22 protein-coding genes and 1 tRNA gene are annotated in these 22,780 nt (G+C 62.3%); 11 read left to right on the forward strand and 12 right to left on the reverse strand.

Annotated features, from left to right (window positions below):
• Positions 1 to 109: 109 nt before the first annotated feature.
• Positions 110 to 805 (reverse strand): OmpA family protein, encoded by a 696-nt coding sequence (locus ACQY6C_RS01915; protein WP_427964045.1) that lies wholly within the window; start codon positions 803 to 805, stop codon positions 110 to 112.
• Between the two features lie 234 nt (positions 806 to 1,039).
• Between ACQY6C_RS01915 and ACQY6C_RS01920 the strand changes: the two genes are divergently transcribed.
• The gene (locus tag ACQY6C_RS01920; RefSeq protein WP_427964047.1) at positions 1,040 to 2,335 is read left to right on the forward strand and encodes a hemolysin family protein; all 1,296 of its coding nucleotides are present in this window, start codon (positions 1,040 to 1,042) and stop codon (positions 2,333 to 2,335) included.
• A 230-nt stretch (positions 2,336 to 2,565) separates the two neighbouring features.
• Here ACQY6C_RS01920 and ACQY6C_RS01925 read toward each other — a convergent pair whose 3' ends face one another.
• The 9 genes from ACQY6C_RS01925 to ACQY6C_RS01965 all read right to left on the reverse strand — a co-directional run bounded on the left by ACQY6C_RS01925 (position 2,566) and on the right by ACQY6C_RS01965 (position 10,541).
• Positions 2,566 to 2,976 (reverse strand): DUF3035 domain-containing protein, encoded by a 411-nt coding sequence (locus ACQY6C_RS01925; protein WP_427964049.1) that lies wholly within the window; start codon positions 2,974 to 2,976, stop codon positions 2,566 to 2,568.
• Between the two features lie 3 nt (positions 2,977 to 2,979).
• A complete protein-coding gene (lspA, locus tag ACQY6C_RS01930; protein ID WP_427964051.1) occupies positions 2,980 to 3,510 on the reverse strand; it encodes a signal peptidase II in 531 nt (176 codons plus the stop codon).
• Positions 3,507 to 6,599: an isoleucine--tRNA ligase gene (gene ileS / locus ACQY6C_RS01935; RefSeq protein ID WP_427964052.1), complete on the reverse strand. Its 3,093-nt coding sequence runs from the start codon at positions 6,597 to 6,599 to the stop codon at positions 3,507 to 3,509. The genes lspA and ileS overlap by 4 nt, the downstream gene beginning before the upstream one ends.
• Complete coding sequence (locus ACQY6C_RS01940) at positions 6,592 to 7,533, reverse strand: bifunctional riboflavin kinase/FAD synthetase (protein ID WP_427964054.1); 942 nt, start codon at positions 7,531 to 7,533, stop codon at positions 6,592 to 6,594. The genes ileS and ACQY6C_RS01940 overlap by 8 nt, the downstream gene beginning before the upstream one ends.
• On the reverse strand, positions 7,533 to 8,024 hold the full coding sequence (locus tag ACQY6C_RS01945) for a dihydrofolate reductase (RefSeq protein ID WP_427964056.1): 492 nt from the start codon (positions 8,022 to 8,024) through the stop codon (positions 7,533 to 7,535). The genes ACQY6C_RS01940 and ACQY6C_RS01945 overlap by 1 nt, the downstream gene beginning before the upstream one ends.
• 17 nt (positions 8,025 to 8,041) lie before the next feature.
• Positions 8,042 to 9,109, reverse strand: coding sequence for a 5-(carboxyamino)imidazole ribonucleotide synthase (locus ACQY6C_RS01950; RefSeq protein WP_427964058.1), 1,068 nt, complete (start codon positions 9,107 to 9,109; stop codon positions 8,042 to 8,044).
• Complete coding sequence (gene purE / locus ACQY6C_RS01955; protein ID WP_427964059.1) at positions 9,109 to 9,591, reverse strand: 5-(carboxyamino)imidazole ribonucleotide mutase; 483 nt, start codon at positions 9,589 to 9,591, stop codon at positions 9,109 to 9,111. Before purE ends, ACQY6C_RS01950 begins: the two co-directional genes overlap by 1 nt.
• 16 nt (positions 9,592 to 9,607) lie before the next feature.
• Positions 9,608 to 10,294, reverse strand: a complete 687-nt coding sequence (gpmA, locus tag ACQY6C_RS01960) for a 2,3-diphosphoglycerate-dependent phosphoglycerate mutase (protein WP_427964060.1) — start codon at positions 10,292 to 10,294, stop codon at positions 9,608 to 9,610.
• Positions 10,295 to 10,382: 88 nt separating this feature from the next.
• A complete protein-coding gene (locus ACQY6C_RS01965; protein ID WP_427964062.1) occupies positions 10,383 to 10,541 on the reverse strand; it encodes a hypothetical protein in 159 nt (52 codons plus the stop codon).
• A 90-nt stretch (positions 10,542 to 10,631) separates the two neighbouring features.
• Here ACQY6C_RS01965 and ACQY6C_RS01970 point away from each other — a divergent pair.
• Positions 10,632 to 10,706, forward strand: a tRNA-Thr gene (locus tag ACQY6C_RS01970).
• 193 nt (positions 10,707 to 10,899) lie between these two features.
• Here ACQY6C_RS01970 and mobA read toward each other — a convergent pair.
• Positions 10,900 to 11,415: a molybdenum cofactor guanylyltransferase gene (gene mobA, locus ACQY6C_RS01975; protein ID WP_427964322.1), complete on the reverse strand. Its 516-nt coding sequence runs from the start codon at positions 11,413 to 11,415 to the stop codon at positions 10,900 to 10,902.
• A gap of 88 nt (positions 11,416 to 11,503) precedes the next feature.
• Here mobA and ACQY6C_RS01980 point away from each other — a divergent pair, with 88 nt between their 5' ends.
• The 4 genes from ACQY6C_RS01980 to ACQY6C_RS01995 are packed head-to-tail and all read left to right on the forward strand — an operon-like array spanning position 11,504 to position 15,523.
• Entirely contained in the window at positions 11,504 to 12,001 is a 498-nt protein-coding gene (locus ACQY6C_RS01980) for a PH domain-containing protein (RefSeq protein ID WP_427964064.1), read from the forward strand.
• 8 nt (positions 12,002 to 12,009) lie between these two features.
• Positions 12,010 to 13,533 carry a PH domain-containing protein gene (locus ACQY6C_RS01985; protein WP_427964066.1) on the forward strand — a complete coding sequence of 508 codons (1,524 nt, stop codon included), beginning with the start codon at positions 12,010 to 12,012 and terminating at the stop codon, positions 13,531 to 13,533.
• A gap of 51 nt (positions 13,534 to 13,584) precedes the next feature.
• A complete protein-coding gene (locus ACQY6C_RS01990; RefSeq protein ID WP_427964325.1) occupies positions 13,585 to 14,592 on the forward strand; it encodes a threonine aldolase family protein in 1,008 nt (335 codons plus the stop codon).
• Positions 14,593 to 14,602: 10 nt separating this feature from the next.
• Positions 14,603 to 15,523 carry a DMT family transporter gene (locus ACQY6C_RS01995; RefSeq protein ID WP_427964068.1) on the forward strand — a complete coding sequence of 307 codons (921 nt, stop codon included), beginning with the start codon at positions 14,603 to 14,605 and terminating at the stop codon, positions 15,521 to 15,523.
• Here the strand turns inward: ACQY6C_RS01995 and ACQY6C_RS02000 are convergent.
• A complete protein-coding gene (locus tag ACQY6C_RS02000; RefSeq protein WP_427964069.1) occupies positions 15,520 to 16,302 on the reverse strand; it encodes an SDR family NAD(P)-dependent oxidoreductase in 783 nt (260 codons plus the stop codon). The genes ACQY6C_RS01995 and ACQY6C_RS02000 overlap by 4 nt on opposite strands.
• 53 nt (positions 16,303 to 16,355) lie before the next feature.
• Here ACQY6C_RS02000 and pepN point away from each other — a divergent pair, with 53 nt between their 5' ends.
• The 5 genes from pepN (at position 16,356) to ACQY6C_RS02025 (ending at position 22,756) form a co-directional block, all read left to right on the forward strand.
• A complete protein-coding gene (gene pepN / locus ACQY6C_RS02005) occupies positions 16,356 to 19,022 on the forward strand; it encodes an aminopeptidase N (protein WP_427964071.1) in 2,667 nt (888 codons plus the stop codon).
• Positions 19,015 to 19,761 (forward strand): peptidoglycan editing factor PgeF, encoded by a 747-nt coding sequence (gene pgeF, locus ACQY6C_RS02010; RefSeq protein WP_427964073.1) that lies wholly within the window; start codon positions 19,015 to 19,017, stop codon positions 19,759 to 19,761. The genes pepN and pgeF overlap by 8 nt, the downstream gene beginning before the upstream one ends.
• Before the next feature lie 209 nt (positions 19,762 to 19,970).
• Positions 19,971 to 20,546, forward strand: coding sequence for a ubiquinol-cytochrome c reductase iron-sulfur subunit (gene petA / locus ACQY6C_RS02015; protein WP_427964075.1), 576 nt, complete (start codon positions 19,971 to 19,973; stop codon positions 20,544 to 20,546).
• Between the two features lie 17 nt (positions 20,547 to 20,563).
• On the forward strand, positions 20,564 to 21,856 hold the full coding sequence (locus ACQY6C_RS02020) for a cytochrome b (protein WP_427964077.1): 1,293 nt from the start codon (positions 20,564 to 20,566) through the stop codon (positions 21,854 to 21,856).
• Positions 21,857 to 21,892: 36 nt separating this feature from the next.
• Positions 21,893 to 22,756: a cytochrome c1 gene (locus tag ACQY6C_RS02025; protein WP_427964079.1), complete on the forward strand. Its 864-nt coding sequence runs from the start codon at positions 21,893 to 21,895 to the stop codon at positions 22,754 to 22,756.
• The last annotated feature ends 24 nt before the right edge of the window (positions 22,757 to 22,780 follow it).

Here is a 22,780-nt window from a genome sequence, read left to right on the forward strand (position 1 = left end):
CGGCTGGCGGAGAGGGCGCAACGCCTCGCGCAATAGGCCGCCCTTGCAAAGAAAAAGGGCCGGCCCATTCGGGCCAGCCCCCAGTTTCTTTCGTGAAAACAGGGCGTGATCAGTTGCCCTGGGATGCTTGTGCCTCAGCAACATCCTGTTCGTCAAAAGGAATGACCTTGATTTCCACACGGCGGTTGAGCGGCTCGTTCACATTGTCGCCGGTCTGAACGCGGAGTTGCGTCTCGCCGAAGCCCTGCCAACGCAGGCGTGCAGATGAAACGCCACGCGAAATCAGGTAGTTGGCAACCGATTGCGCGCGCCGCTCGGACAATTGCTGGTTGAACGATGCCGAACCGACCGTGTCGGTGTGGCCATAGACGTCAACGATCGAGTTGGGATATTTCACCAGGCTGTTCGCGACGGCATCGAGCGCATTCTGGAAATCGGGGCTGATCGAAGCGCTGCCGGTGGCGAAGGTCACATCGGGCAGGTTGACCAGGAATGCGTCGCCGCCATCGACTTCGGTTACATCGACGCCCGAACCTTCGGTCTGCTCTTTGATTTCCTTGATCTGCTGATCCATCTTGTAGCCGACATAGCCGCCAGCGGCTGCGCCGCCGACCGCACCGATGATGCGGCCTGTCTTGCCGCCGATCGCTCCGCCCAGAAGGCCGCCCAGCACGGCACCGCCAACGCCACCCATCGCGGTGCGTGATACCTTTCTTTCGCCGGTGTTGGGGTCGGTGACGCAAGCACTGGTGCCCATCAGTGAAACGGCGGCAACGCTTGCTAGCAAAATGCGGGGTTTTCTCATTCCGGTGTCCTCCTAGGAGTGATCGGACGAAGGGGGTTCGCCCTGTTCATTGGGAAACGAATTCCTGCGTCTCCCAGTCTCAACCAATAGCGCAAGCCTATGTTCCGCCGCAATGAACTTGGATTGCAGTGCCCGATATTCGCCTGCCGAGCTGAATGGCATGTGACTGGCGCGGCTGCACGATTGTGTGCTTGAAAGCTGGCACGGCAGCGCAATTGTGCTAGCGGTTGCCGGGTGACACCATTTCCCTGGACAGATCTGTTCATCATCGCCGGGCTGATCGTGCTCAACGGCGTGTTCGCCATGTCGGAACTTGCGATCGTATCGGCCAGGACTGCGCGGCTGCGGACGGCGCGCGACAAGGGCTCGGCCAGCGCAAGGATTGCACTCGCGCTGGCTGCGGATCCGGGCAAATTCCTTTCGACAGTGCAGATCGGAATTACGCTGATCGGGATCATTGCCGGCGCCTATTCGGGCGCCAGCCTTGGCGGTCCGGTGGGCGAGCGGCTGGCGCTGCTTGGCGTTCCGGCCAGAATGGCGGGCGATTTCGGGTTCGGAACTGTAATCGCGCTCACGACCTATCTCAGCCTGGTGGTGGGCGAACTGGTCCCGAAACAGCTTGCCTTGCGGGCCGCGGTCCCGATTGCGCTGGTCATGGCGCGGCCAATGGCGATCCTTGCCCGCATTGCGGCGCCGCTGGTGTGGCTTCTCGACACCTCCTCGGGCGCGCTAATTCGCCTGTTTGGCGTGCGTCCGGGCGGCCAGTCGAATGTTACCGCCGAAGAGCTGCACATGATCTTTGCCGAAGCCACCCGTTCCGGCGTGATCGAAGCCGAGCAGCACCAGATCCTGGCGGGTGTCGTCCGCCTGGCCGAACGGCCCGTGCGCGAACTGATGACGCCGCGGACCGAGATCGACTGGGTCGACGTCAATGCCAGCGAGGACGAGATCAGAGCGGCGATCGAGAGCAGCCCGCATTCGCTGCTGCCGGTGGCGGATGGTTCGCCCGATACCGTGCTGGGCGTCATCAAGGTTCGCGAGGTACTGGCTCTGTTGGTGGCGGGCAGGCCCGTCTCGCTCACGCAATTGATGCGCAAGGCAGAAGTCGTGCCCGATCAGCTTGACGCGATGGACGCGCTGCGCGTGCTCCAGCAGTCCGAGATTGCCATGGCAGTGGTGCATGACGAATATGGCCATCTCGACGGGATCGTCACGCCGGTCGATCTGCTGACCGCAATCGTTGGTGAATTCGTCAGCGATCAGGACGAACGCGAGGGGCCACAGATCGTCGAGCGCTCCGATGGCAGCCTGCTGGTTTCCGGTGCTCTGTCCGCTGATGCGCTGGCAGACAGGCTAGGCTTTGAATATGCGGAAGACCGCGAATTCGGCACAGCGGCGGGCTATGCATTGTCGGTGTTCAAGAAGCTCCCGATCGAAGGCGAGAGCTTCACTGACCAGGGCTGGCGATTTGAAGTGGTCGACATGGACCGGCGGCGGATCGATAAGTTGTTGGTGAGTAGAGAGTCTTGATCTACGCACGCCCTCCGGCGTGCGATTTCCTCGCTCACGCGACCTGAGGGTCGCATCGCTGCGGGCGCGCAGTCGCGCTTGCGGGCCTTTGGCCCGTTACATTCGCCATAAATTATCGCTGATCCGGTCCGCGACTAGCGGATCGCAAGGCCGACTGGCCGTCGCGGCAACTGCCGAGAAGCCAAGCGCGCCGGATGGCGCGCGCCCGGCGTTTGAGAGTCTAAGACAAATTAGCCTGGAATTACTGCCTGCGCCGCTTGCCCGTCACCTTCAGGTGCTGCGATGATGTCGCGCGTCACGCTGCCCTTGGCGACGACGCTGGTATCCGGATCGCCCACGCTTGAGCGGATGCCGGGAGCGGCACTACCTGCACGATCGAGCGCGCTCGTTTCCACATCGCTGCGCGGGGCGGGGCCGCCGAACAATGCGTCGAGAGCCTGCTCCTGCGCAGTGCCTTCACTGGGACGCGGGGCGCCGGGTGCGGGCGGGACGAGGTTGAAATCGGGCGGAACCACCAGTGGAGCCTGCCGCTGCACGGCGAATTCGTCAGGCCGTTCGCGGTTGAGAATGCCTCCGCTGCCGCAGCCTGCCAGCATGGCACTGGTGGCAAGGATGATGGCGGTCGAAGTCAGTTTACGCATAGCTCAGCTCTCCGCCGGCTGCTGCGCCGGCTGTTCATGGTCGCCGCCCTTTTCGCGCACGAAGAAGGAACGGGCAAGGATAATCACCACGCCGATGGTGATAGCGGCATCGGCCACATTGAAAATGAGGAAAGGGCGGAAATCCCCGATATGGAAATCGGCATAGTCGATGACATAGCCCAGGCCAAAGCGATCTAGGATATTGCCCAGCGCGCCGCCCAGGATCATCGCCAGGCCCAGAATATCGGGCAGTGTCTTCTCGCGGAACATCCACACCAGCACGACCAGCGCGATCATGGCCGTCACTGCCACCAGCAGCCAGCGCATCTCCATTGAAGTCGCTTGCAGCATCCCCAGCGAGACGCCGAAGTTCTCGGTATAGCGCAGGTCGAAGAATGGCAGCAGTTCGATCACGCCCACTTCGCGCAGGCGCAATGGAGCGATCACCAGCCATTTCACGAACTGGTCCAGTCCGAACACCAGCGCGGCGAAAGCCAGGCCGATAATCCGGTTGCGGGTGACCAGCGCATTCATGCGGTGGCATCCAACGTTTCGACCACGCCTTCGCAACGTGCGCAGAGTGCGCCGTCTTCCGAAACCTCGGGAAGCAGGCGCCAGCAACGGCCGCATTTGTGGTCTGTGGACTTGGCAACGATCACCTCGCCGCCTTGCCCGCGCGTGACTGACGCGGTGATGAACAGTTCGGCCAGATCTGCGTCGCTGAAACCTTCGGGCACTGCATCGGCGGGCACAATCACTTCGGCTTCAAGGCTGGAGCGAATGGTCTTTTCGCGGCGCAGCGGCTCGATCGCTTCGTTTACGCGTTCGCGCAATTCGCGCAGCTTGGCCCAGCGTGCACCGTCGGCATTGACGCCGGGCACCGAAGGCCATTCGAGCAGATGCACGCTGCCGCCCTGTTCGCCATCCTCGGGATAGCGCGTGTTCCACACTTCCTCAGCCGTATAGACCAGCACCGGCGCGGCATAGCGCACCAGCGCGTGGAACAGCAGGTCGAGCACAGTACGATAGGCGTTGCGCTTCGCATCGTCCGGCCCGTCGCAATAGAGGCAGTCCTTGCGGATATCGAAATAGAAGGCCGAAAGGTCCTCGTTGCAGAAATCGACCAGCAGCCGCGTGTAGGCGTTGAAGTCGAAATCATCGACCGCCTTGCGCAGCTTGCCGTCGAGATCGGCCAGCAGTGCGAGGACATAGACCTCCAGCTCGGGAATCTCCGCCGCATCGCTCATGTCGCCGACGAAACCGTCGAGCGCACCGAGCAGATAGCGGAAGGTATTGCGCAAGCGGCGGTACTGATCGCCCACGCCCTTCAGGATCTCGTCGCCGATGCGGTGATCCTCGGTGAAATCGACCGACAGCGCCCACAGCCGGATGATGTCCGCGCCGTACTGTTCCATCACCTTGAGCGGATCGACCGTATTGCCCAGGCTCTTGGACATCTTCTTGCCCGCGGCATCCATTGTGAAGCCGTGGGTGAAGACTGCCTTGTAAGGCGCATGGCCGCGCGTGGCGCAGCTTTCCAGCAGCGATGACTGGAACCAGCCGCGATGCTGGTCGGTGCCTTCGAGATAGAGATCGGCTGGCGGGCCTGCATGGTCATCGGGCCGGGTCAGTTCGGGCCAACGCCCGCTTTCGAGAACGAAGGCATGGGTCGAACCCGAATCGAACCAGACGTCGAGAATGTCACTGACCATCTCGTAATCGTCCGGATTATGGTCCGGGCCGAGGAATTCCGCCTTGCGCGCATCTTCCCAGGCATCGACGCCTTCCGCGCTGATGGCCGCGACGATCCGTGCGTTGACTTCGGGGTCCTGCAGATAGGAACCGTCGGGCCGCACGAACAGGGTGATCGGCACGCCCCAGGCGCGCTGGCGCGAGAGCACCCAGTCGGGCCGCCCTTCGACCATCGAACCGATGCGGTTGCGGCCCTTTTCGGGCACGAAGCGCGTTTCGGAGATGGCATTGAGCGCGCGCTGGCGCAGCGTCGAATGGTCCTGGCTGACGAAAGGCGCGACCGCTGCGCCGAGCGGATTGCCGGGCGCGACCTCGAAATCGCCCGTGTCGATTACCTTGTCCATCGGCACGAACCATTGTGGGGTGCAGCGGAAGATCACCTTGGCTTTCGAGCGCCAGCTATGTGGATAGCTATGTTGATAATCTGCGGATGCGCTGAGGAGAGCGCCCGCTCCATTTAGCCATCCGCAGATTGGTCCCTCAGGCGAGTTAAAGGGCTTGTTAATGACACTGCGGCGAAGCTCGTTACCATCGTTGTCAACGCAGTGGCTGCCAAGCCAAGCCCAATCATCGCGATAGCGCCCGTCGTCCATCAATGCGAAAACTGGCTCTATGCCATATTGCTTGCACAGTTCGAAATCGTCCTCGCCATGGTCAGGAGCCATATGGACGAGGCCGGTACCGCTGTCTGTGGTGACGAAATCGCCCGGCAGGAAAGGGCGCGGACGCTGGAAAAACTCGATATTTGCAATTTGCGATTCTGACCAATTTATGGCGGCCATCTTCCATACAGTTGGATCAAAATTCGAGGTTAACTCAATCCAAGCGCTCAAGAACTTCGCCATCGGATGAGCGGCTACGGTGCCGGCGAATTCTGCCCCTCGCCCTTCCCAAATTGTATGATACTCGGCCGAAGGCGCGCCATGAGTGAACGCCTTCTCACGCTCGAAAAACGCCTCAACAAGATTTTTCGCGAGCAGTATTCTAAATGGGCGATCCCGGACGTGATCGTTGCTCCCTGACCCTCCAGACGGTTCATCTAATTTCGTTTTTCCAGCCCGCAGGTATTCAACCAGAACATACTCAACATCCGGCCCATAGGCGAGCGCCTGGTTCACCGGGATCGTCCACGGCGTCGTCGTCCAAATCACCGCATGCGCGCCAACCAGTTCAGGGATCGGACTTTCGGTGATCTCGAACGCCACATCGATCTGCGTCGAGGTGATGTCCTCATATTCAACCTCGGCCTCGGCCAGCGCGGTCTTTTCGACCGGGCTCCACATCACCGGCTTGGCGCCGCGATAGAGATTGCCCGCCTCGACGAATTTCATCAGCTCTGCGACGATGGTGCCTTCGGCCTGCGAATCCATTGTCAGATAGGGCTTGTCCCAATTGCCCAGCACGCCCAGCCGCTTGATCTGTTCGCGCTGCACATCAACCCAATGCTGCGCATAGGCGCGGCATTCGGCGCGGAATTCCTTTGCCGGAACCTCGTCCTTGTTGAGCTTCTTCTTGCGGTACTGCTCCTCGACCTTCCATTCGATCGGCAGGCCGTGGCAATCCCAGCCGGGAACGTAAGGCGCATCCTTGCCCAGCAGGTTCTGCGTGCGGCAGACCATGTCCTTGAGGATATGGTTGAGCGCGTGCCCGATATGCATATCGCCATTGGCGTAGGGCGGGCCGTCATGCAGGATGAACTTCTCGCGGCCTTCGCGCGCTTCGCGCTGCCTGGCGTAGAGGTTAATCTCTTCCCAGCGCGCCAGAATGCCCGGTTCCTTCTGCGGAAGGCCGGCTTTCATGGGGAAGTCGGTCTTCGGCAGGAAGACCGTGTCCCGATAATCTCTTTGAGTGTTGTCGCGCTGTTCAGACATAGGGGAGGGCGCTTAGAAGCCTGCGTGCCTCGGCGCAATCCTTCTCGATTCTGTCGATCAGCGCTTCGAGGCTGTCGAACTTCGCTTCGGGCCGCAGGAAGTGGTGGAAGGACACTTCGATCTCCTGCCCGTAGAGGTCGCCAGAAAAGTCGAAGAAATAGGGTTCGAGCAGTTCCTTGGGCGGTTCGAACTGAGGGCGCACGCCCAGATTGGCCGCTCCTTTCAGCTCCTGACCGGTGGCGAGAATGCGGCCGGTCACGGCATAGACGCCGTATCTGGGGCGCAGATATTTGTCGATTGCGAGATTGGCGGTGGGATAGCCGATGTCGCGCCCACGCTTGTCGCCATGCTCCACGATGCCGCGGATGGCGAAGGGGCGGGAGAGCAGGCGCGCCGCCTCTTGCGGGTCGCCTTCGCGCAAGGCGTCGCGGATGCGGCTGGAGGAGATGACGCCATCGCCATCTTCAACCGCATGGACCACCCGGCTGGCGAGGCCGAGTTCCTCGCCGAGCGATTGCAGCAGATCGACATTGCCAGCAGCGCCCTTGCCGAAGGTGAAATCGCCGCCCGTCACGACGCCATGCGCGGCGAAGCGCTTGACCAGGATCTCGCGGATGAAATCTTCCGCGCTGGTACCAGCCAGCTCGCCATCGAAATGGAACACCAGCATCGCTGTGGCCCCGGCGGCGATGTAGAGTTCCTGCCGCTGTTCCAGCGTGGTCAGGCGGAATGGCGGCACGTCGGGGCGGAAGAAGCGCACCGGATGCGGATCGAAGGTCGCTATGATCGAAGGTCGCCCTTCCTCATGGGCCCAGCGGATCGCTTCGCCTGCGACGGCCTGATGCCCGCGATGGAATCCGTCGAAATTGCCCAGCGCGATCACCGCGCCATGCAGCGCCTCGGGCATGTCCTCGCGATGATCGAGCCAGCGCATCAGCCCTCATCCTCGCCCGCACGGCGATAGGTGACGAAGGAATAGGCGGGCAGGCCGCCCTCCGCTGCCACGTCCTCGCGCGCTTCCACTTCCCATTCGCTGCCGAGCACCGGCATGAAGGTATCGCCTTCATAGTCGGCATGGACATGGGTCAGTTCGATACGCTGGGCGTGATCCATCAGCACGTCATAGATCGCCGCGCCGCCGACCACCGCGATCTCGCCGGTCTCGTTGCCTTCGCGCGCCATCGCCAGCGCTTCCTCGACCGAGCGCGCAACCTCGGCCCCGGTCGAATCCCAGCGCTCGCGCCGGGTCAGCACGATATGGCGGCGGCCCGGCAGCGGCGAGGGAAAGCTCTCGAACGTCTTGCGGCCCATGATCATGGGTTTGCCCATGGTCAGCGCCTTGAACCGCTTGAGATCGGCGGGGATATGCCAGGGCAGCGTGCCGTCCTTGCCGATCACGCCGTTGCTGGCACGAGCATAGATCATGAAGATCTCGTGCATCGTCAGCGTTCGAGGCGCGTCACATGGCCCATCTTGCGGCCTTCACGCGCCTCGCTCTTGCCATAGACATGCACATGGCAATGCGGATCGGAGAGGATCGATGGGCTTTCGAAGATCTGCTCACCGATAAGATTGGTCATCGCGGCGTGCTTTGCCGCCATGCCGCAATCGCCCAGGGGCAAGCCGCAGATCGCGCGAATGTGGTTCTCGAACTGGCTCGTATCCGCCCCTTCGATGGTCCAATGGCCCGAATTGTGCACGCGCGGCGCCATTTCGTTGAAGACCGGGCCGTCTGCCGTGGCGAAGAACTCCAGCGTCAGCACGCCGACATAGTTCAGCGCTTCGGCAACCTTGCGTGCCAGCCTGCGCGCCTTGTCCACATGCGGTGCAACGTGATCGGACGCGGGGACAGACGACTTGATGAGGATGCCGCCTTCGTGGCGGTTTTCGGGGCTGTCCCAGAAGCGGATCTCGCCATCCAGGCCGCGCAGCAGGATCACGGAGAACTCCGCGTCGAATGGTACGTAGCCTTCATAGACGCAAGACCGGCCGGGGAAGCGGACGCTTTCCAGATCGCGGTCCGATTTGAGGCGCCACTGGCCCTTGCCGTCATAGCCTTCGCGGCAGGTCTTGAGGATGCCCGGCGTGCCGATCCGCTCAACCGCCTGCCGGAACTCGCTTTCCGAATCGACCGGGGCATAGGGGGCGGGCGTGCCGCCCAGCCCTTCGACGAAGCGCTTTTCCTTCAGCCGGTCCTGCGCGACCTCGAGTGCACGCGGGTCAGGGTGCAGCAACTGCGGCGGGATCATCTCGACTGCGGACAGCGGAACGTTTTCGAACTCCCAGGTCACCACATCGCATTTGGAAGCAAAGGCGGAGAGCGCGGGCTTGTCACCCCAGCCGTTCTCGAAGAAGTCGTGGCAGACGTCGGCGGCGACATTCTCGCCCGCAGGGGCATAGCCGATGCAGCGATAGCCCAGCTGGGCCGCCGCCATGGCCATCATCCGGCCAAGCTGCCCCCCGCCAAGGATGCCGATGGTTGAACCGGGCTTGATTACAGGTCCTTGCATCAGTCGGTCGGATGCTCCGCAACGGCGGCGCTGCGGGCAGCGCGCCAATCCTGCAGCCGCTCGGACAAGTCTTCGTCCTGCAGCGCCAATATGCTGGCTGCGAGCAGCCCGGCATTGGTCGCGCCGGCTTCGCCAATGGCCAGCGTCCCGGTGGGTACGCCGGCGGGCATTTGCACGATCGAAAGCAGGCTATCGAGGCCTGACAGCGCTTTTGACTGCACCGGTACGCCCAGAACGGGCAGATGCGTCATCGCCGCGATCATGCCCGGCAGATGCGCCGCGCCGCCCGCGCCCGCGATGATGACATCGAAGCCTTCGCCTTCCGCGCCCTTGGCGAATGCGCTCATCCGGTCGGGCGTGCGATGGGCGGAGACGATCCGCGCTTCATGCTCGACCTCGAGCTCTTCCAGCACCTTCGCCGCGCATTTCATGGTCGGCCAGTCCGACTGGCTGCCCATCACGATCGCTACCCTGCCTCCCATCTTCGCCTCGCCCTTCTCAGCTGTCCTTGAGGTAATAGCGCTCGCCCGGCACCATTGCGTCATCGAAGTCATAGATGATCGGCTGGCCTGTGGGAATTTCCAGCCCGGTGATGTCCTCATCCGAGATATTGGAGAGATGCTTCACAAGCGCCCGCAGGCTGTTGCCATGGGCGGAGATGATGACCGTCTCGCCGCTCGACAAGGCCGGAAGGATATCGCTTTCCCAATAGGGCAGCACACGCTCGATCGTCAGCTTGAGGCTTTCAGTCCGGGGAACATCGACGCCCGCATAGCGCGGGTCGGAGGACAGATCGTAGGGGCTGCCCGCGTCAAGCTCGGGCGGCGGGACGTCGAAACTGCGGCGCCAGATATGCACCTGTTCATCGCCATGCTTGTCGCGCGTTTCCTGCTTGTCGAGCCCGGTCAGCCCGCCATAGTGCCGCTCGTTGAGACGGTAGTCCTTGGTCTCGGGGATCCACAGCCGGCCTGCCGCATGCAGCGCCAGATGCAGCGTGCGGATTGCGCGGGTCTGGACCGAGGTGAAGGCGAGCGTCGGCAGCACGCCCTTGTCCTTCATCAGCACGCCGGCCGCCTTGGCTTCCTCGATCCCCTTCTCGGTCAGGTCGACATCCCACCAGCCGGTGAAGCGGTTTTCGAGATTCCACTGGCTCTGGCCGTGGCGAACGAGGATCAGCTTGGGCATTTCGTCTCCGTTTGGCCGGGAGGGGGAGAGGTTGGCGCTCCACCTGCCTCGGCCCCTGCATCAGCGGGCGCATATTGAGCGCGCTTCGTTAGCTATCGCCGCGCCCCTTGGGAAGGGCTTCTCCACGCGAATCGTCGTCTGTTTGCGAGGCCGCGCGTGCTTGCGCCTTCCGGCGGCGCAGATTCTCGCGCAGTTTTGCCGCCAATCTCTCTTCGCGCGACATATTGTTGCTGCTTTCTTCAGACATGCGAAACGCCTTGCCGCTAAAGCCCGTGCGGCTCAAGTGTCGCTTGACATTGCGCGCCTGCGCGACAATAGGCGCGCCACCCGATGAGGCGCTGCTGTAGCTCAGTGGTAGAGCGCACCCTTGGTAAGGGTGAGGTCGGGAGTTCAATCCTCCCCAGCAGCACCAGTTTTCATAACAGGAAACAGTCCGGGGGGACTGTTTTCGATGAAAACTCCCGAGCGCAAGCGAAGGGCAGACAGCAGAAATTCTGTCCGGGGGACAGAAATGGCTGAAAACTCCCAACCGCAAGGGCGGGAGGCGGCACGCACTTCGCATCGGTTTGTCACCAAACTCCCGAGCGCAAGCGAAGGGCAGACAGCTACGCCTCGCCCAGATCCTCGGGCCGGTTCACATTGCGCAGCGGTGGATCGAGCGGGACTTCGCGCGCACCCGCTTCATCGACGAATTCGTAAATCCGCCTGCCGCCTGCCTGCAGGAAGCTGTCGAGCGCCGTACCCAGTTTTGCGGGCCATAGCCCCACGACCTGTTGCCCCGTGACGATCGCGGCACCCTCACCCGAAAGTTGTCCGGCCAGATCATGCGGCAGATTGGGCACGTCGCATGGAGCGGCGAGCACGGCGTCAAATCCATGATCTTGCGCATGATGCAGCGCTGCATTGAGCCCGCCCAGCGGCCCCATGTCCGGACCGGGGCGATCCGGGATGCAGGTAAATCCGGCTTCCTCCCGCCCGCACACCACGATGGCTTCGCATTGCGCGGCGAGCGAAGCGGCAACCCGGTCGATCAGCCGTTCGCCCTCGAAAAGCGCCTGCGCCTTGTCGCTGCCGAAGCGGCGTGCTTGCCCTCCAGCCAGTATAGCCCCGAGAATGCGCATGTTTTTGGCCAAGCGTCGGTTCTCCTGTTTGGCCGTGCTGTGCCCATTTCCGCTTGCTTCGGCAAGTTGTGCTGGCCATGTTTCACAAATGGAGGATGAGACTGAACCAGCGGTTCCGGCCGCACAAGACGATGCACTGACAAATCTGCATCCCAATCATGTGAAGGCCCTGCGCCTCAAGACCATGATCGTCGCTGCCCCTTTTCTGCTGGGCGCGTTGATTTTGGAGGGGGCGAGCGTCTTGCCGCCGGGTCTGATTCTCGGGCCGGTCGCACTGCTCGCGCTCATGGCAGTGCTGCGGCTCCCGCTGCGCCGCCATCTGGCGCGTGGCTATGCCATGGATGCGGACCGGCTTCGCGTAGTACGCGGCATTCTTTTCCGTTCTGACACAGTGGTGCCTTTCGGCCGGGTCCAGCATATCGATGTCAACCAGGGGCCGATCGAACGTTACTACGGCATCGCCACGCTCACCCTGCATACCGCCGGCGTACATAATGCCGCGGTCGACCTGCCGGGGCTGGAGCAGGGATTGGCGCGGGACATGCGCGAGGAGATCAGGGCGCACATCCGGCGCGAGACGCTGTGAGCGAATCCATGCCAACTGGGGATGGCAAGGTGATGCGGCTCGATCCGCGCAGCTTCATCGTCCGTGCGCTCAACATGCTGGGAAGGCTCGGCATTCCCATTGCGATCGGTATCTTCACCGTTTTCGACAAGGGGAAGATGCAGGGGCTGGCCTATCTTGCCCCCTTGGTGCTGGCGGTGATCGGATTCAATCTGGCCGTGGCCTATCTCGGCTGGCGCAAATTCACCTATCTGGTCGGGGCGAACGACATCCGCGTTGAAAGCGGGATCGTATCGCGCGCAGCAAGGTCGGTGCCTTACGAACGCATCCAGGACGTCAGCCTCGAGCAAAAGCTGCTGCCGCGCCTGTTCGGCCTGGTCGAAGTCAAGTTCGAGACCGGTTCGGGCGCGGGGGAGGATCTCAAGCTCGCCTATCTTGCCGAGACGGAAGGGGAGCGATTGCGAGAGCTGGTGCGCGAGCGGCGCGAAGACGATGCCCTGCTCGCCTCGCCGGCTGACACGAATGACGAAGGCGAAGCTCCACTCGCCCCGGCCGAAGCATCGACGGTGCTGTTCGCCATGTCGCCGCAGCGCTTGCTCAAATATGGCTTGTTCGAGTTTTCGCTGGCCATTGTCGCTGTTGTCTTCGGCCTGACGCAGCAGTTCGACTTCCTTCTGCCATTCGACATATGGGATTTCGAAGCCTGGCAAGGGCAATTGGCAGGCCGGGGTGCCTGGCTGGCCAGCCTCGGGTTTGCGGTGCAGGTCATGGGCGGCATTCTGGCGGCGCTGTTCCTGCTGGTCGCGGGCTTTGGCACCGGCATCATCCGGACCTTCACCCGCGAATGGGGATTCCTGCTGGAGAAGACCGCGCGTGGTTTTCGCCGTCGGCGCGGCATGTTCACCCGTACCGACGTGGTGATGCCGCTGCACCGCGTGCAGGCGGTCGAAATCGGGACCCGTTTCCTGCGTTATCGTTTTGGATGGCACGGGCTCAAATTCGTCAGCCTGGCGCAGGATGCAGGTTCATCGAGCCATGTGGTCGCGCCTTTCGCGCAAATGGAAGAGATCGATCCGATCATCCGCGCGGCAGGATTCGAATTGCCGGGCGAGCAACTCGAATGGCAGCGGGCGAGCACGCGCTATCGCACGGACAGCATCGTGTTGAGCGCCTCGTTCTTCCTGCTGGTTGCGCTTGTCGTCGCGATCGTGGCGCCAGTACCTTTTGCGCTGATCCCCCTGGCACTGGCGGCATTCTCGACAGCGGCTGACCTTTATGCGTGGAGCTTCAGGCGTCACGCGCTCAGCCAGGCGCAACTGTTCTCGACCCGCGGGCTGCTCGCGCCGACGACCCAGATCGCCAATCGGGTAAAATTGCAGTCGGTCGAGATCGTGCAGGGGCCGATCGCGCAGCGGCGCGGCTATGCCACGCTTCATCTGGGGTTGGCAGGCGGGAGCTTCTCGATCTCCGGTATCCCGTTGGAGCGTGCGCGCCAGCTACGCGAAGCGGCGCTTGCGAGTATTGCGCAAACCGACTTCTCCAAACTCGATTGAGGCTTGCTCCGGCTTGCGCCGCTGCGTGGGGACATTACAGGCGGTAGCGACATGGCGAACCGCGTACCCTTCCTTTCCGATAATGCCGCGCGCGTGCATCCGCGCGTCTGGGCCGCTCTGCAAGCTGCCGACGAAGTCGATGCACCCTATGATGGCGATGCGCTGAGCCAGGCGCTCGATGATCGCTTCTCCGAACTGTTCGGGCGCGAATGTGCAGCGCTGTGGGTGGCGACCGGTACGGCGGCGAACTGTCTCGCGCTCGCAACAATGGTCCAGCCGCATGGCGGCGTCGTATGCCATGAGGAAGCGCATATCGAGATGGACGAGTGCGGCGCGCCGGGCTTCTTCCTGCATGGAGCCAAGCTGCTGCTGGGGCAGGGCGATGGAGCAAAGCTGACACCCGAGGCTATCCGCGCGGTGATCGACCCGATCCGCGACGATGTGCATCAGGTGCAGCCACACGCGATCTCGCTTACACAGGCGAGCGAATATGGGCGCTGTTATCGGCCAGATGAGTTAACCGCAATCGGCGCGCTGGCGAAGGAACGCGGACTGGGCCTGCATGTGGATGGCGCTCGCTTCGGCAATGCGGTCGCTTTCCTCGAATGCTCTCCATCGGACGCCGTTGGCACTGCCGATGCGCTGAGCTTCGGCTGCGTAAAGAACGGGGCGATGAATGCGGAAGCGATTCTCTTCTTCGATCCCGATCTGGCGGATGTTGCGCGCTATCGCCGCAAGCGCGCGGGCCATTTGCAGAGCAAGGGGCGTTTCCTCGCTGCGCAGCTCATGGCCATGCTTGATGAGCACTTGTGGCTGGACAATGCGCTCGCTGCCAATGCCGCCGCTTCGGCCATAGCGACCGGTGCTGGCGAGCGACTGCTGCATCCGGTCGAAGCCAATGAAGTGTTCCTGCGCTCCACGGTCAATGAGCGCGCTGCGCTGCGCGATCAGGGCTTCGACTTCTACGATTGGGGCGAGGACGCCGCCCGCTTCGTTGCCGCATGGGATACGCCGATTGAAGCGGCGCGGGCGCTCGGCCGGGCCGTGGCCGGGCTGTGAGCGAGCATCGATGAACGTCGAAGTGTCGCCGCATGCGTTGCTGCGTCCGGCGATCGCCATTCCCTTCCTGCTGGTTGCCGCGATCTGGGGTTCGACCTGGTATGTCATCACCGGGCAGATCGATGGAGTGCCTGCGCATTGGTCGGTCGCCTGGCGTTTCACGCTGGCGACGCCTGCGATGTTCCTGCTGGCGCTGGCGATGCGGCGTTCGCTGTTCATGCCGCGCCGCGCGCATCGCCTGGCGATGGCGATGGGGCTGATGCAATTCTGCGGCAATTACAATTTCGTCTATCTGTCGGAGCTGTACCTGACATCGGGCGTCGTCGCATTGATGATCGGGATGATGTTCGTGCCCAATGCCGTGCTGGGCCGCGCCTTGCTGGGGCAGCGGGTTACGCCTCGCTTTTTTGCCGGCAGCGCGGTGGCGCTGGCGGGAATCGCCTTGCTGCTGGTCAATGAAGCGCAGGTGGAGCCGCTCGGCGGCAATGTCCTCTTCGGCGTTGCGCTGGCGTTGCTGGCGATGCTCTCGGCATCCTTCGCCAATGTCATTCAGGCGGGGCCGGCCGGGCAAGGCACTTCGCTGGTCAGCCTGCTCGCCTGGTCGATGCTCTATGGAACGCTAGCCGATTACGGTATCGCCTTTGCCTTGGCGGGGCCGCCCGTCCTGCCCAACGATCCGCATTACTGGGCGGGGATCGGCTGGCTGGCGCTGGCCGGATCGGTGGTGACCTTCCCGCTCTATTACAATCTCGTACGCCAGCTAGGTGCAGGCCGCGCCGCCTATAACGGAGTGCTGGTGGTGGTGATCGCCATGTTCATCTCTACTCTGCTGGAAGGCTATCGCTGGACGCCGCTGGCGATTGCGGGCGGGCTGTTAGCGATGCTCGGTATGATTCTGGCGCTGAGAGCGCGGGAAGTTAAGAGCAGCTAGATCAATCCCGCCAAACCCACTTTGTAGGTCGGGTAGCGGGGCCGCCAGCCAAACACGCGTTTCGCCTTGCCGTTGGCGACACGCCGGTTCTCCAGATAGAAAGCCCGAGCCATTGGGGAGAGATCGGCCTCGTCCAGGCTCTCGAGCGGTGGTGGCGTGACGCCAAGCAGGCGGCAGGCTTCCTCGATCACGGCATTGTTGCTTGCGGGTAGGTCGTCGGCGAGATTGTAGGCGCCGGGCGGCGCATCATGTTTCATCGCCGCGGTCACGCCCGAAACGATATCGTCGACATGAACGCGGCTGAAGACCTGGCCGGGCAGATCGATCCGCCGCGCCTTGCCTTTTCGGACACGGTCGAGCGCGCTTCGGCCCGGCCCGTAGATTCCAGGCAAGCGGAACAGGCGCGCGCCCAGTTCCAGCCATTGCGCGTCCGCTTGCGCCCGCGCCGATCTGCGCCCGGTGCCGGTCGGTGCGCTTTCGTCGGCCCAGGCACCCCTTGTGTCCCCATAGACGCCCGTAGAGGAAAGATAGGCGAGCCACTTCCCACCGAGCGCGCCTCCATAGCGTTCCAGCACCGGGTCTGCCCCACTGTCTCGATCCGGCGGGACGGAGGAGAGCACGTGGTTCGCGCAGCTCAAAGCCGCACGAACCGCACTTTCATCCGCGAAATCGATATTGCCTGCGCTTCCAGTTGCGTCGATCCGCCACCCACGCATCTCGAGTGCCTCGGCGATCCGGCTGGCCGAATATCCCAGGCCGAAAATGAACACTTGCGCCATCCGTTACGTTCTAATCGTTGGACCCCGGGGAAAATCAACCTAAATCGGATCGCATGGACATTGCATCGAAATCGACCACCCCCGAAGGCGACCCCCAACCTGCCGACGCCGCGCCTGCGCCGCATGAACCCCAGATCATCCACCGTTCGGATTACACGCCCTTTCCCTGGCTGGTCCCGGAGATCGCGCTCGATTTCGATCTCGGTCTCGATGCGACTCGCGTGGTCGCGCGGCTCACCGTTACTCGCAATGGTCGAGCCGCGCCGGCTGACAGGATCAGGCTCAATGGTGACGGGCAGGAGCCGCTCTCGGTCAAGCTGGATGGCGAGATGGTCAATAGCTGGGCGATGGACGGGCATGATCTGATCCTGCCGCTTTCCGCCGATGCGCATGAGATTGAAATCGTGACGCAGATCGATCCCAGCGCAAACACGCAGCTCGAAGGGCTCTATGCTTCTAACGGGATGCTGTGCACGCAATGCGAGGCGGAGGGGTTCCGCCGCATCACATTCTTCCCCGACCGGCCCGATGTTCTGTCGGTCTATTCCGTGACAATGCGCGGGCCGAAAGCGCAGTTTCCGATATTGCTGTGCAACGGCAATGAAGTGGCGAGTGGGGAGGATGAAGACGGCACCTGTTGGGCCGAATGGCACGACCCCTGGCCCAAGCCCTGCTATCTCTTTGCGCTGGTCGCCGGTGACCTGGTGGCGAACAGCGGTACATTTACGACAATGGGTGGACGCGATGTCACGCTCAACATCTGGGTGCGCGCAGAAGACTTGCCGCGCACCGACCATGCGCTCGAATCGCTGCGCAAATCGATGAAATGGGACGAGGAGACCTTCGGCCGCGAATACGATCTCGACCTCTACAACATTGTCGCTGTCAGCGATTTCAACATGGGGGCGATGGAGAACAAGGGCCTCAACGTCTTCAATACCAAATATGTGCTGGCCGATCCCGACACGGCGACCGATGCCGATTTCGACGCCATCGAAGGCGTGATCGCGCACGAATATTTTCATAATTGGTCGGGCAACCGCGTGACTTGCCGCGACTGGTTCCAGCTGAGCCTGAAAGAAGGTTTCACCGTGCTGCGCGACCAGCTCTTCAGCCAGGACATGCAGGGCGAGGCGGTCAAGCGGATCGAGGATGTGCGCATCCTGCGCGCAGCGCAATTCCCCGAAGATTCGGGCCCGCTGGCACACCCGATCCGGCCGGACAGCTACCGGGAGATCTCCAACTTCTACACCGCCACGGTCTATAACAAGGGCGCGGAAGTGATCCGCATGATGCGGGTGCTGGCCAATTTCGGATCGGATAGCGACCGCTTCCGGCAAGGCACCGACCTCTATTTCGAACGACACGATGGCGAAGCGGCGACGTGCGAGGACTTCGTCAGCGCGATCGAAGACGGGGCAGGGATTGATCTCAAGCAGTTCCGCTTGTGGTACAGCCAGGCGGGCACCCCGAAAGTGCATGTGAGGACGGCGCACGAAGGCGACACGGTCACTCTCACGCTGAGCCAGCATGTTCCCACGACGCCCGGCCAGGCTGACAAACAGCCGATGGTGATTCCCCTGAAAATTGCGCTGTTCGATCGCGAAGCCGGCACGCATGGGGGCGAATCGCTGATCGTGCTCGACGAGACTGAAAAGAGCTTCAGCTTCAATGGATATGCGGCAAAGCCCGTGCTTTCGATCAACCGCGGCTTTACCGCTCCGGTCACGATCATACGCGACGCCAGCCGCGAAGACCTGGTGCTGCTCGCCGCACATGATGACGATCCATTCGCGCGCTATGAAGCGATGCAGGAACTGGTGGTCGGCCATCTGGTCGCAGCGGCCATGGGTACGCTCGGCGATGGCGAGCGCGCCGCTGGTGAAGATGCGATCGCCACAGCCATGGGAGCCGTGCTCGAAGACTCTCAGCTTGAGGATTCGATGCGGGGCGAGCTGATGATGCTGCCGAGCCAGAATTACCTGATGGAGCAGATCGAACGGGCGGATCCCGGCGCAGTCCATGCGGAGCGCGAAGGTTTGAAAGTCATCCTTGGCACGCGGCTGGCCGATGCCTTCCACGCGCTCTATGACCGCGTCGAGAAAGTGCCATTCGCAGGCGAAGGCGCGCGCGGCGCGCGCAAGGTCAAGACGCAGGTGCTGGCCTATGCTGCCGCGAGCGATCCGCTCAAGGCGGTCGAACTGGCTGCGCTCCAGTATGACAATGCCGACAACATGACCGACCGGCAGGGCGCGCTGATGGCGCTATGCGGCCTCGACAGTGCAGAGCGGACAGGGCGGTTGATCGACTTCTATAACCGCTATCAGGGCAATGCGCTGGTGATTGACAAGTGGTTCACGCTGCAGGCGCTTTCGCTCCACCCCAATGCGCTGGAGCATGTGAAGGCGCTGGCCGGGCACCCCGATTTCACGCTCAAGAACCCCAACCGGGTGCGCGCGCTCTATATGGCCTTCGCTGGCAATCCGCATGCTTTCCACGATCCAAGCGGGGAAGGCTACCGGATGCTTGCCGATCTGATCCTGGCGCTCGACCCGGTCAATCCGCAGACCGCGGCCCGATTCGTGCCCTCGCTGGGCCGCTGGCGCCGGATCGAACCGGCCCGCTCGGCACTGATGCGGGCGGAGCTGGAACGCATTGCCAATGCGCCGAAGCTGTCGCGCGATACATATGAGCAGGTGGCGCGCAGCCTCGATGGCTGATCCTGCTTTTGATATTGCGCGCAGCAATGTGCTGGGATCCGTGCCGCATGGTTTCTTCGGCCACTCGGGCGGGCGCTACCAGTTCGGTTTTGGCGGCGAGGGCGATGAAGGCTCAATTCGTGCGGCGCGAGCAAGTGCTGCCTGCGCGATCCTGCCGGGCGGAGTTCTGGTCGCTCCGCATCAGGTTCACTCGCCAGATGTGCTGGCAATTGTCGAGCCATGGAGCGATACCGCGGTCGGCAGGCCGGTGGCCGATGCGCTGGTGAGCGATCGCCCCGGCATGGTGCTGGGCATCGTCACGGCGGATTGTGCGCCCGTCCTCTTCGCAGACAGCAAGGCGGGCGTGGTGGGCGCGGCGCATGCGGGTTGGCGCGGAGCACATGGCGGCGTGCTGGAAAACACCATCGCCGCGATGGAGGTGCTTGGGGCAGAACCTGCGAATATCGCTGTAGCCATCGGCCCCACCATCGCTCAGGCGAGCTATGAAGTTGACGAGGGATTTCGCAAGGCTTTCACCAGGCAAGAGGCGCGATTCTTCGCGCCGGGCCGTGCCGATCATTGGCAGTTCGACCTGCCAGCCTATGTCGCAAACCGTTTGCGACAGGCTGGAATCAACCAGATCGAGGATCTGGCGCTCGATACTTACTCTCTGGAACGGCGCTATTATTCGTTCCGGCGGGCCACTCATCGCGGTGAGCCGAACTATGGCAGGCAGTTGAGCCTGATAGGACTGCGTTAGTTCTGCGCAGTTCCGACCGAAAACACGGTTGGCTTTGGCGGTCTTTGCGTCTATCAGCGCGCCCAAACCAGGCGTCGGGTGGCTTTCTGCCGCTTTTCCTGGTGAGCTGCTGCGGGGGCTCCAGCTGGATCCTCGCGACAGAATGGGACCGTTCTTTGCCCCTGCCTTTCGGCAATTCGGGGCGTTTGGCTTGAGCAAGGTTGAGGCTGATGGCTGAATCTACTGGCACCGCAACACCCGACCAGATCGCCGATCACGGCGATGACGGGGTGCGGCGGCGCGACTTCATCAATATTGCTGCGATCAGCGCCGCCGGCGTTGGCGGACTGGCGACGATCTATCCGCTGGTCAGCCAGATGGCGCCTTCGGCTGACGTGCTGGCCGAAAGCAGCACTGAAGTGGACATTTCGGCGATCGAGCCGGGACAGGCGATCAAGGCCGTGTTCCGCAAGCAGCCGCTGTTCGTTCGTCGCCTGACGGCAACCGAGATCGAAGAAGCGAATGCAGTCGATGTCGATACGCTGCGCGACCCGCAGACCCTGACCGAACGGACCAAGGAAGGGCATGAAGACATGCTCATCACCATGGGCGTCTGCACTCACCTGGGCTGCGTTCCGCTGGGCGCCGGCGAAGGCGAGGTCAAGGGCGAGTTTGGCGGCTATTTCTGCCCCTGCCACGGTTCGCACTATGATACCGCGGCCCGCATTCGCAAGGGGCCGGCGCCGAAGAACCTTGAAGTTCCCGAATATGAATTCACGTCCGACACGGTTATCCAAGTCGGCTGATTGCTGAGAGACATTCCATGAGCTTTGCCTGGGCACGCCAGTACGAACCGCAAAACGGGTTCATGAAGTGGATGGACGAGAAGCTACCGCTTCCGCGTCTCGTCTACAATGCAGTCGGTGCCGGATATCCGGTGCCGCGCAACCTCAATTACATGTGGAACTTTGGCGTGTTGGCCGGGTTCTTCCTGGTCTTGCAGATCGTCACCGGGATCATCCTGGCGATGCATTACGCATCGGACTCGACGATCGCATTTGCCAAGGTCGAACACATCATGCGCGATGTGAACTGGGGCTGGCTGATGCGTTATGCGCATGCCAACGGCGCCAGCTTCTTCTTCATCGTGATCTACCTGCACATCTTCCGCGGCTTCTTCTACAGTTCGTACAAGGCCCCGCGCGAGATGATCTGGCTGCTGGGCGTCGTGATCTTCCTGCTGATGATGGCGACCGCCTTCATGGGCTATGTCCTTCCCTGGGGCCAGATGAGCTTCTGGGGCGCCAAGGTCATCACCGGCCTGTTTGGCGCGATCCCACTGATTGGCGAGCCACTGCAGATCTGGTTGCTGGGCGGTTTTGCCCCTGACGATGCGGCGCTCAACCGCTTCTTCAGCCTGCACTACCTGCTGCCCTTCGTGATCGCGGCAGTGGTCATCCTGCACATCTGGGCGCTGCACATCCCTGGCTCCTCGAACCCGACGGGCGTGGAAGTGAAGAGCGAGAGCGACACCGTTCCGTTCCATCCCTATTACACCGCCAAGGACGGTTTCGGGCTGGGCGTGGTGCTGCTGTTCTTCGCCGCCATGGTGTTCTTCATGCCCAATTCGCTGGGCCACCCGGACAACTATATCGAAGCGAACCCGCTCTCGACCCCGGCGCATATCGTGCCTGAATGGTATTTCTGGCCGTTCTACGCGATCCTGCGCGCTTTCACGTCGGACTTCATCCTGCCGGCGAAGCTGTGGGGCGTGCTGGCCATGTTCAGCGCGATCCTGGTGTGGTTCATCCTGCCCTGGCTGGACAAGAGCCCGGTACGCAGCGGCCACTATCGTCCGCTGTTCCGCAAGTTCTTCTGGTTCGGCCTGATCCCGGCGATGGCGGTGCTGTTCTATTGCGGCGGCGCCCCGGCGGAAGAGCCCTTCGTGATGCTCAGCCAGATCGCCACGGCATATTACTTCCTGCATTTCCTGGTGATCCTGCCGATCGTCAGCCAGATCGAGAAGCCGCAGCCGCTGCCCTATTCGATTACCGAAGCCGTACTCGGCAAGGACGAGAAGGCGCAACTGGGCGCAAGTGCGGAGAGCGCGGCCTGAGGGCCGGGCGCAAGAGGACGAAAGAAAGATAGCGCAATGATCCGTCTTATCAGCATTGTTATCGGTCTCGGCTTCACGCTCGTCGTGCTGATCGCCTTCGGCACCGGCCTCGCCAACGTGATTTCGGATGGCCAGTTCAAGGAAGCGACGGTCGAGTCCGTATTCCACGAACATGCCCATGGCCCTGAAGGCGGCTTCAGCTTCGAAGGCGCTCTGGGTACCTGGGACAAGCAGCAGCTCCAGCGCGGCTACCAGGTTTACAAGGAAGTCTGCTCGGCCTGTCACAGCCTGAATTATGTCGCGATCCGCGACCTGGGGCAGCTTGGCTATTCCGAAGCGCAGGTTAAGGCGGAAGCGGCCAGCTGGCAGGTTCCCGGCATTGATCCGGCTACCGGCGAGGCCACCACGCGCCCCGGTCTTCCGACCGATCACTTCCCTTCGCCCTATCCGAACAATGTTGCTGCCGCTGCGGCCAACAACAATGCGGTTCCGCCCGATCTCTCGCTGATAACCAAGGCGCGTCACAACGGCCCGAACTATGTTTATTCTCTGCTGACGGGCTTCGAAGAACAGCCGGCCGAATTGCTCGAGCAGTTCCCTGATGCGAAGACCCCTGCGGGCCTGTATTTCAATCCCTATTTCGCCAACCTCAACCTGGCGATGGCGCCGCCGCTGAACAGCGACGGACAGGTAACCTACGCAGAAGGCAATCCGGAACCGACCATCAGCCAGATGTCGGCTGACGTTGCGGCATTCCTGACCTGGACCGCCGAACCCAAGCTGGTGAAGCGCAAGCAGACCGGCTGGGCCGTTCTGGGCTTCCTGCTGTTCGCGACGGTGCTGGCCTATCTGTCCAAGATTCAGGTCTGGTCATCGCTCAAGAAGCGCGACGACGACTGATCCATCGCGCCGATTGCCAAACAA

Source organism: Altererythrobacter sp. (assembly GCF_050299635.1).
In the GTDB taxonomy this organism is placed as follows: domain Bacteria; phylum Pseudomonadota; class Alphaproteobacteria; order Sphingomonadales; family Sphingomonadaceae; genus Erythrobacter.

Coding starts and splice junctions, on each gene's coding strand:
- ACQY6C_RS01915 (WP_427964045.1), bottom strand. CDS start 805: ATGAGAAAACCCCGCATTTTGCTAGCAAGCGTTGCCGCCGTTTCACTG.
- ACQY6C_RS01925 (WP_427964049.1), bottom strand. CDS start 2,976: ATGCGTAAACTGACTTCGACCGCCATCATCCTTGCCACCAGTGCCATG.
- lspA (WP_427964051.1), bottom strand. CDS start 3,510: ATGAATGCGCTGGTCACCCGCAACCGGATTATCGGCCTGGCTTTCGCC.
- ileS (WP_427964052.1), bottom strand. CDS start 6,599: ATGTCTGAACAGCGCGACAACACTCAAAGAGATTATCGGGACACGGTC.
- ACQY6C_RS01940 (WP_427964054.1), bottom strand. CDS start 7,533: ATGCGCTGGCTCGATCATCGCGAGGACATGCCCGAGGCGCTGCATGGC.
- ACQY6C_RS01945 (WP_427964056.1), bottom strand. CDS start 8,024: ATGATCTATGCTCGTGCCAGCAACGGCGTGATCGGCAAGGACGGCACG.
- ACQY6C_RS01950 (WP_427964058.1), bottom strand. CDS start 9,109: ATGCAAGGACCTGTAATCAAGCCCGGTTCAACCATCGGCATCCTTGGC.
- purE (WP_427964059.1), bottom strand. CDS start 9,591: ATGGGAGGCAGGGTAGCGATCGTGATGGGCAGCCAGTCGGACTGGCCG.
- gpmA (WP_427964060.1), bottom strand. CDS start 10,294: ATGCCCAAGCTGATCCTCGTTCGCCACGGCCAGAGCCAGTGGAATCTC.
- ACQY6C_RS01965 (WP_427964062.1), bottom strand. CDS start 10,541: ATGTCTGAAGAAAGCAGCAACAATATGTCGCGCGAAGAGAGATTGGCG.
- mobA (WP_427964322.1), bottom strand. CDS start 11,415: ATGCGCATTCTCGGGGCTATACTGGCTGGAGGGCAAGCACGCCGCTTC.
- ACQY6C_RS01980 (WP_427964064.1), top strand. CDS start 11,504: ATGGAGGATGAGACTGAACCAGCGGTTCCGGCCGCACAAGACGATGCA.
- ACQY6C_RS01985 (WP_427964066.1), top strand. CDS start 12,010: ATGCCAACTGGGGATGGCAAGGTGATGCGGCTCGATCCGCGCAGCTTC.
- ACQY6C_RS01990 (WP_427964325.1), top strand. CDS start 13,585: ATGGCGAACCGCGTACCCTTCCTTTCCGATAATGCCGCGCGCGTGCAT.
- ACQY6C_RS01995 (WP_427964068.1), top strand. CDS start 14,603: ATGAACGTCGAAGTGTCGCCGCATGCGTTGCTGCGTCCGGCGATCGCC.
- ACQY6C_RS02000 (WP_427964069.1), bottom strand. CDS start 16,302: ATGGCGCAAGTGTTCATTTTCGGCCTGGGATATTCGGCCAGCCGGATC.
- pepN (WP_427964071.1), top strand. CDS start 16,356: ATGGACATTGCATCGAAATCGACCACCCCCGAAGGCGACCCCCAACCT.
- pgeF (WP_427964073.1), top strand. CDS start 19,015: ATGGCTGATCCTGCTTTTGATATTGCGCGCAGCAATGTGCTGGGATCC.
- petA (WP_427964075.1), top strand. CDS start 19,971: ATGGCTGAATCTACTGGCACCGCAACACCCGACCAGATCGCCGATCAC.
- ACQY6C_RS02020 (WP_427964077.1), top strand. CDS start 20,564: ATGAGCTTTGCCTGGGCACGCCAGTACGAACCGCAAAACGGGTTCATG.
- ACQY6C_RS02025 (WP_427964079.1), top strand. CDS start 21,893: ATGATCCGTCTTATCAGCATTGTTATCGGTCTCGGCTTCACGCTCGTC.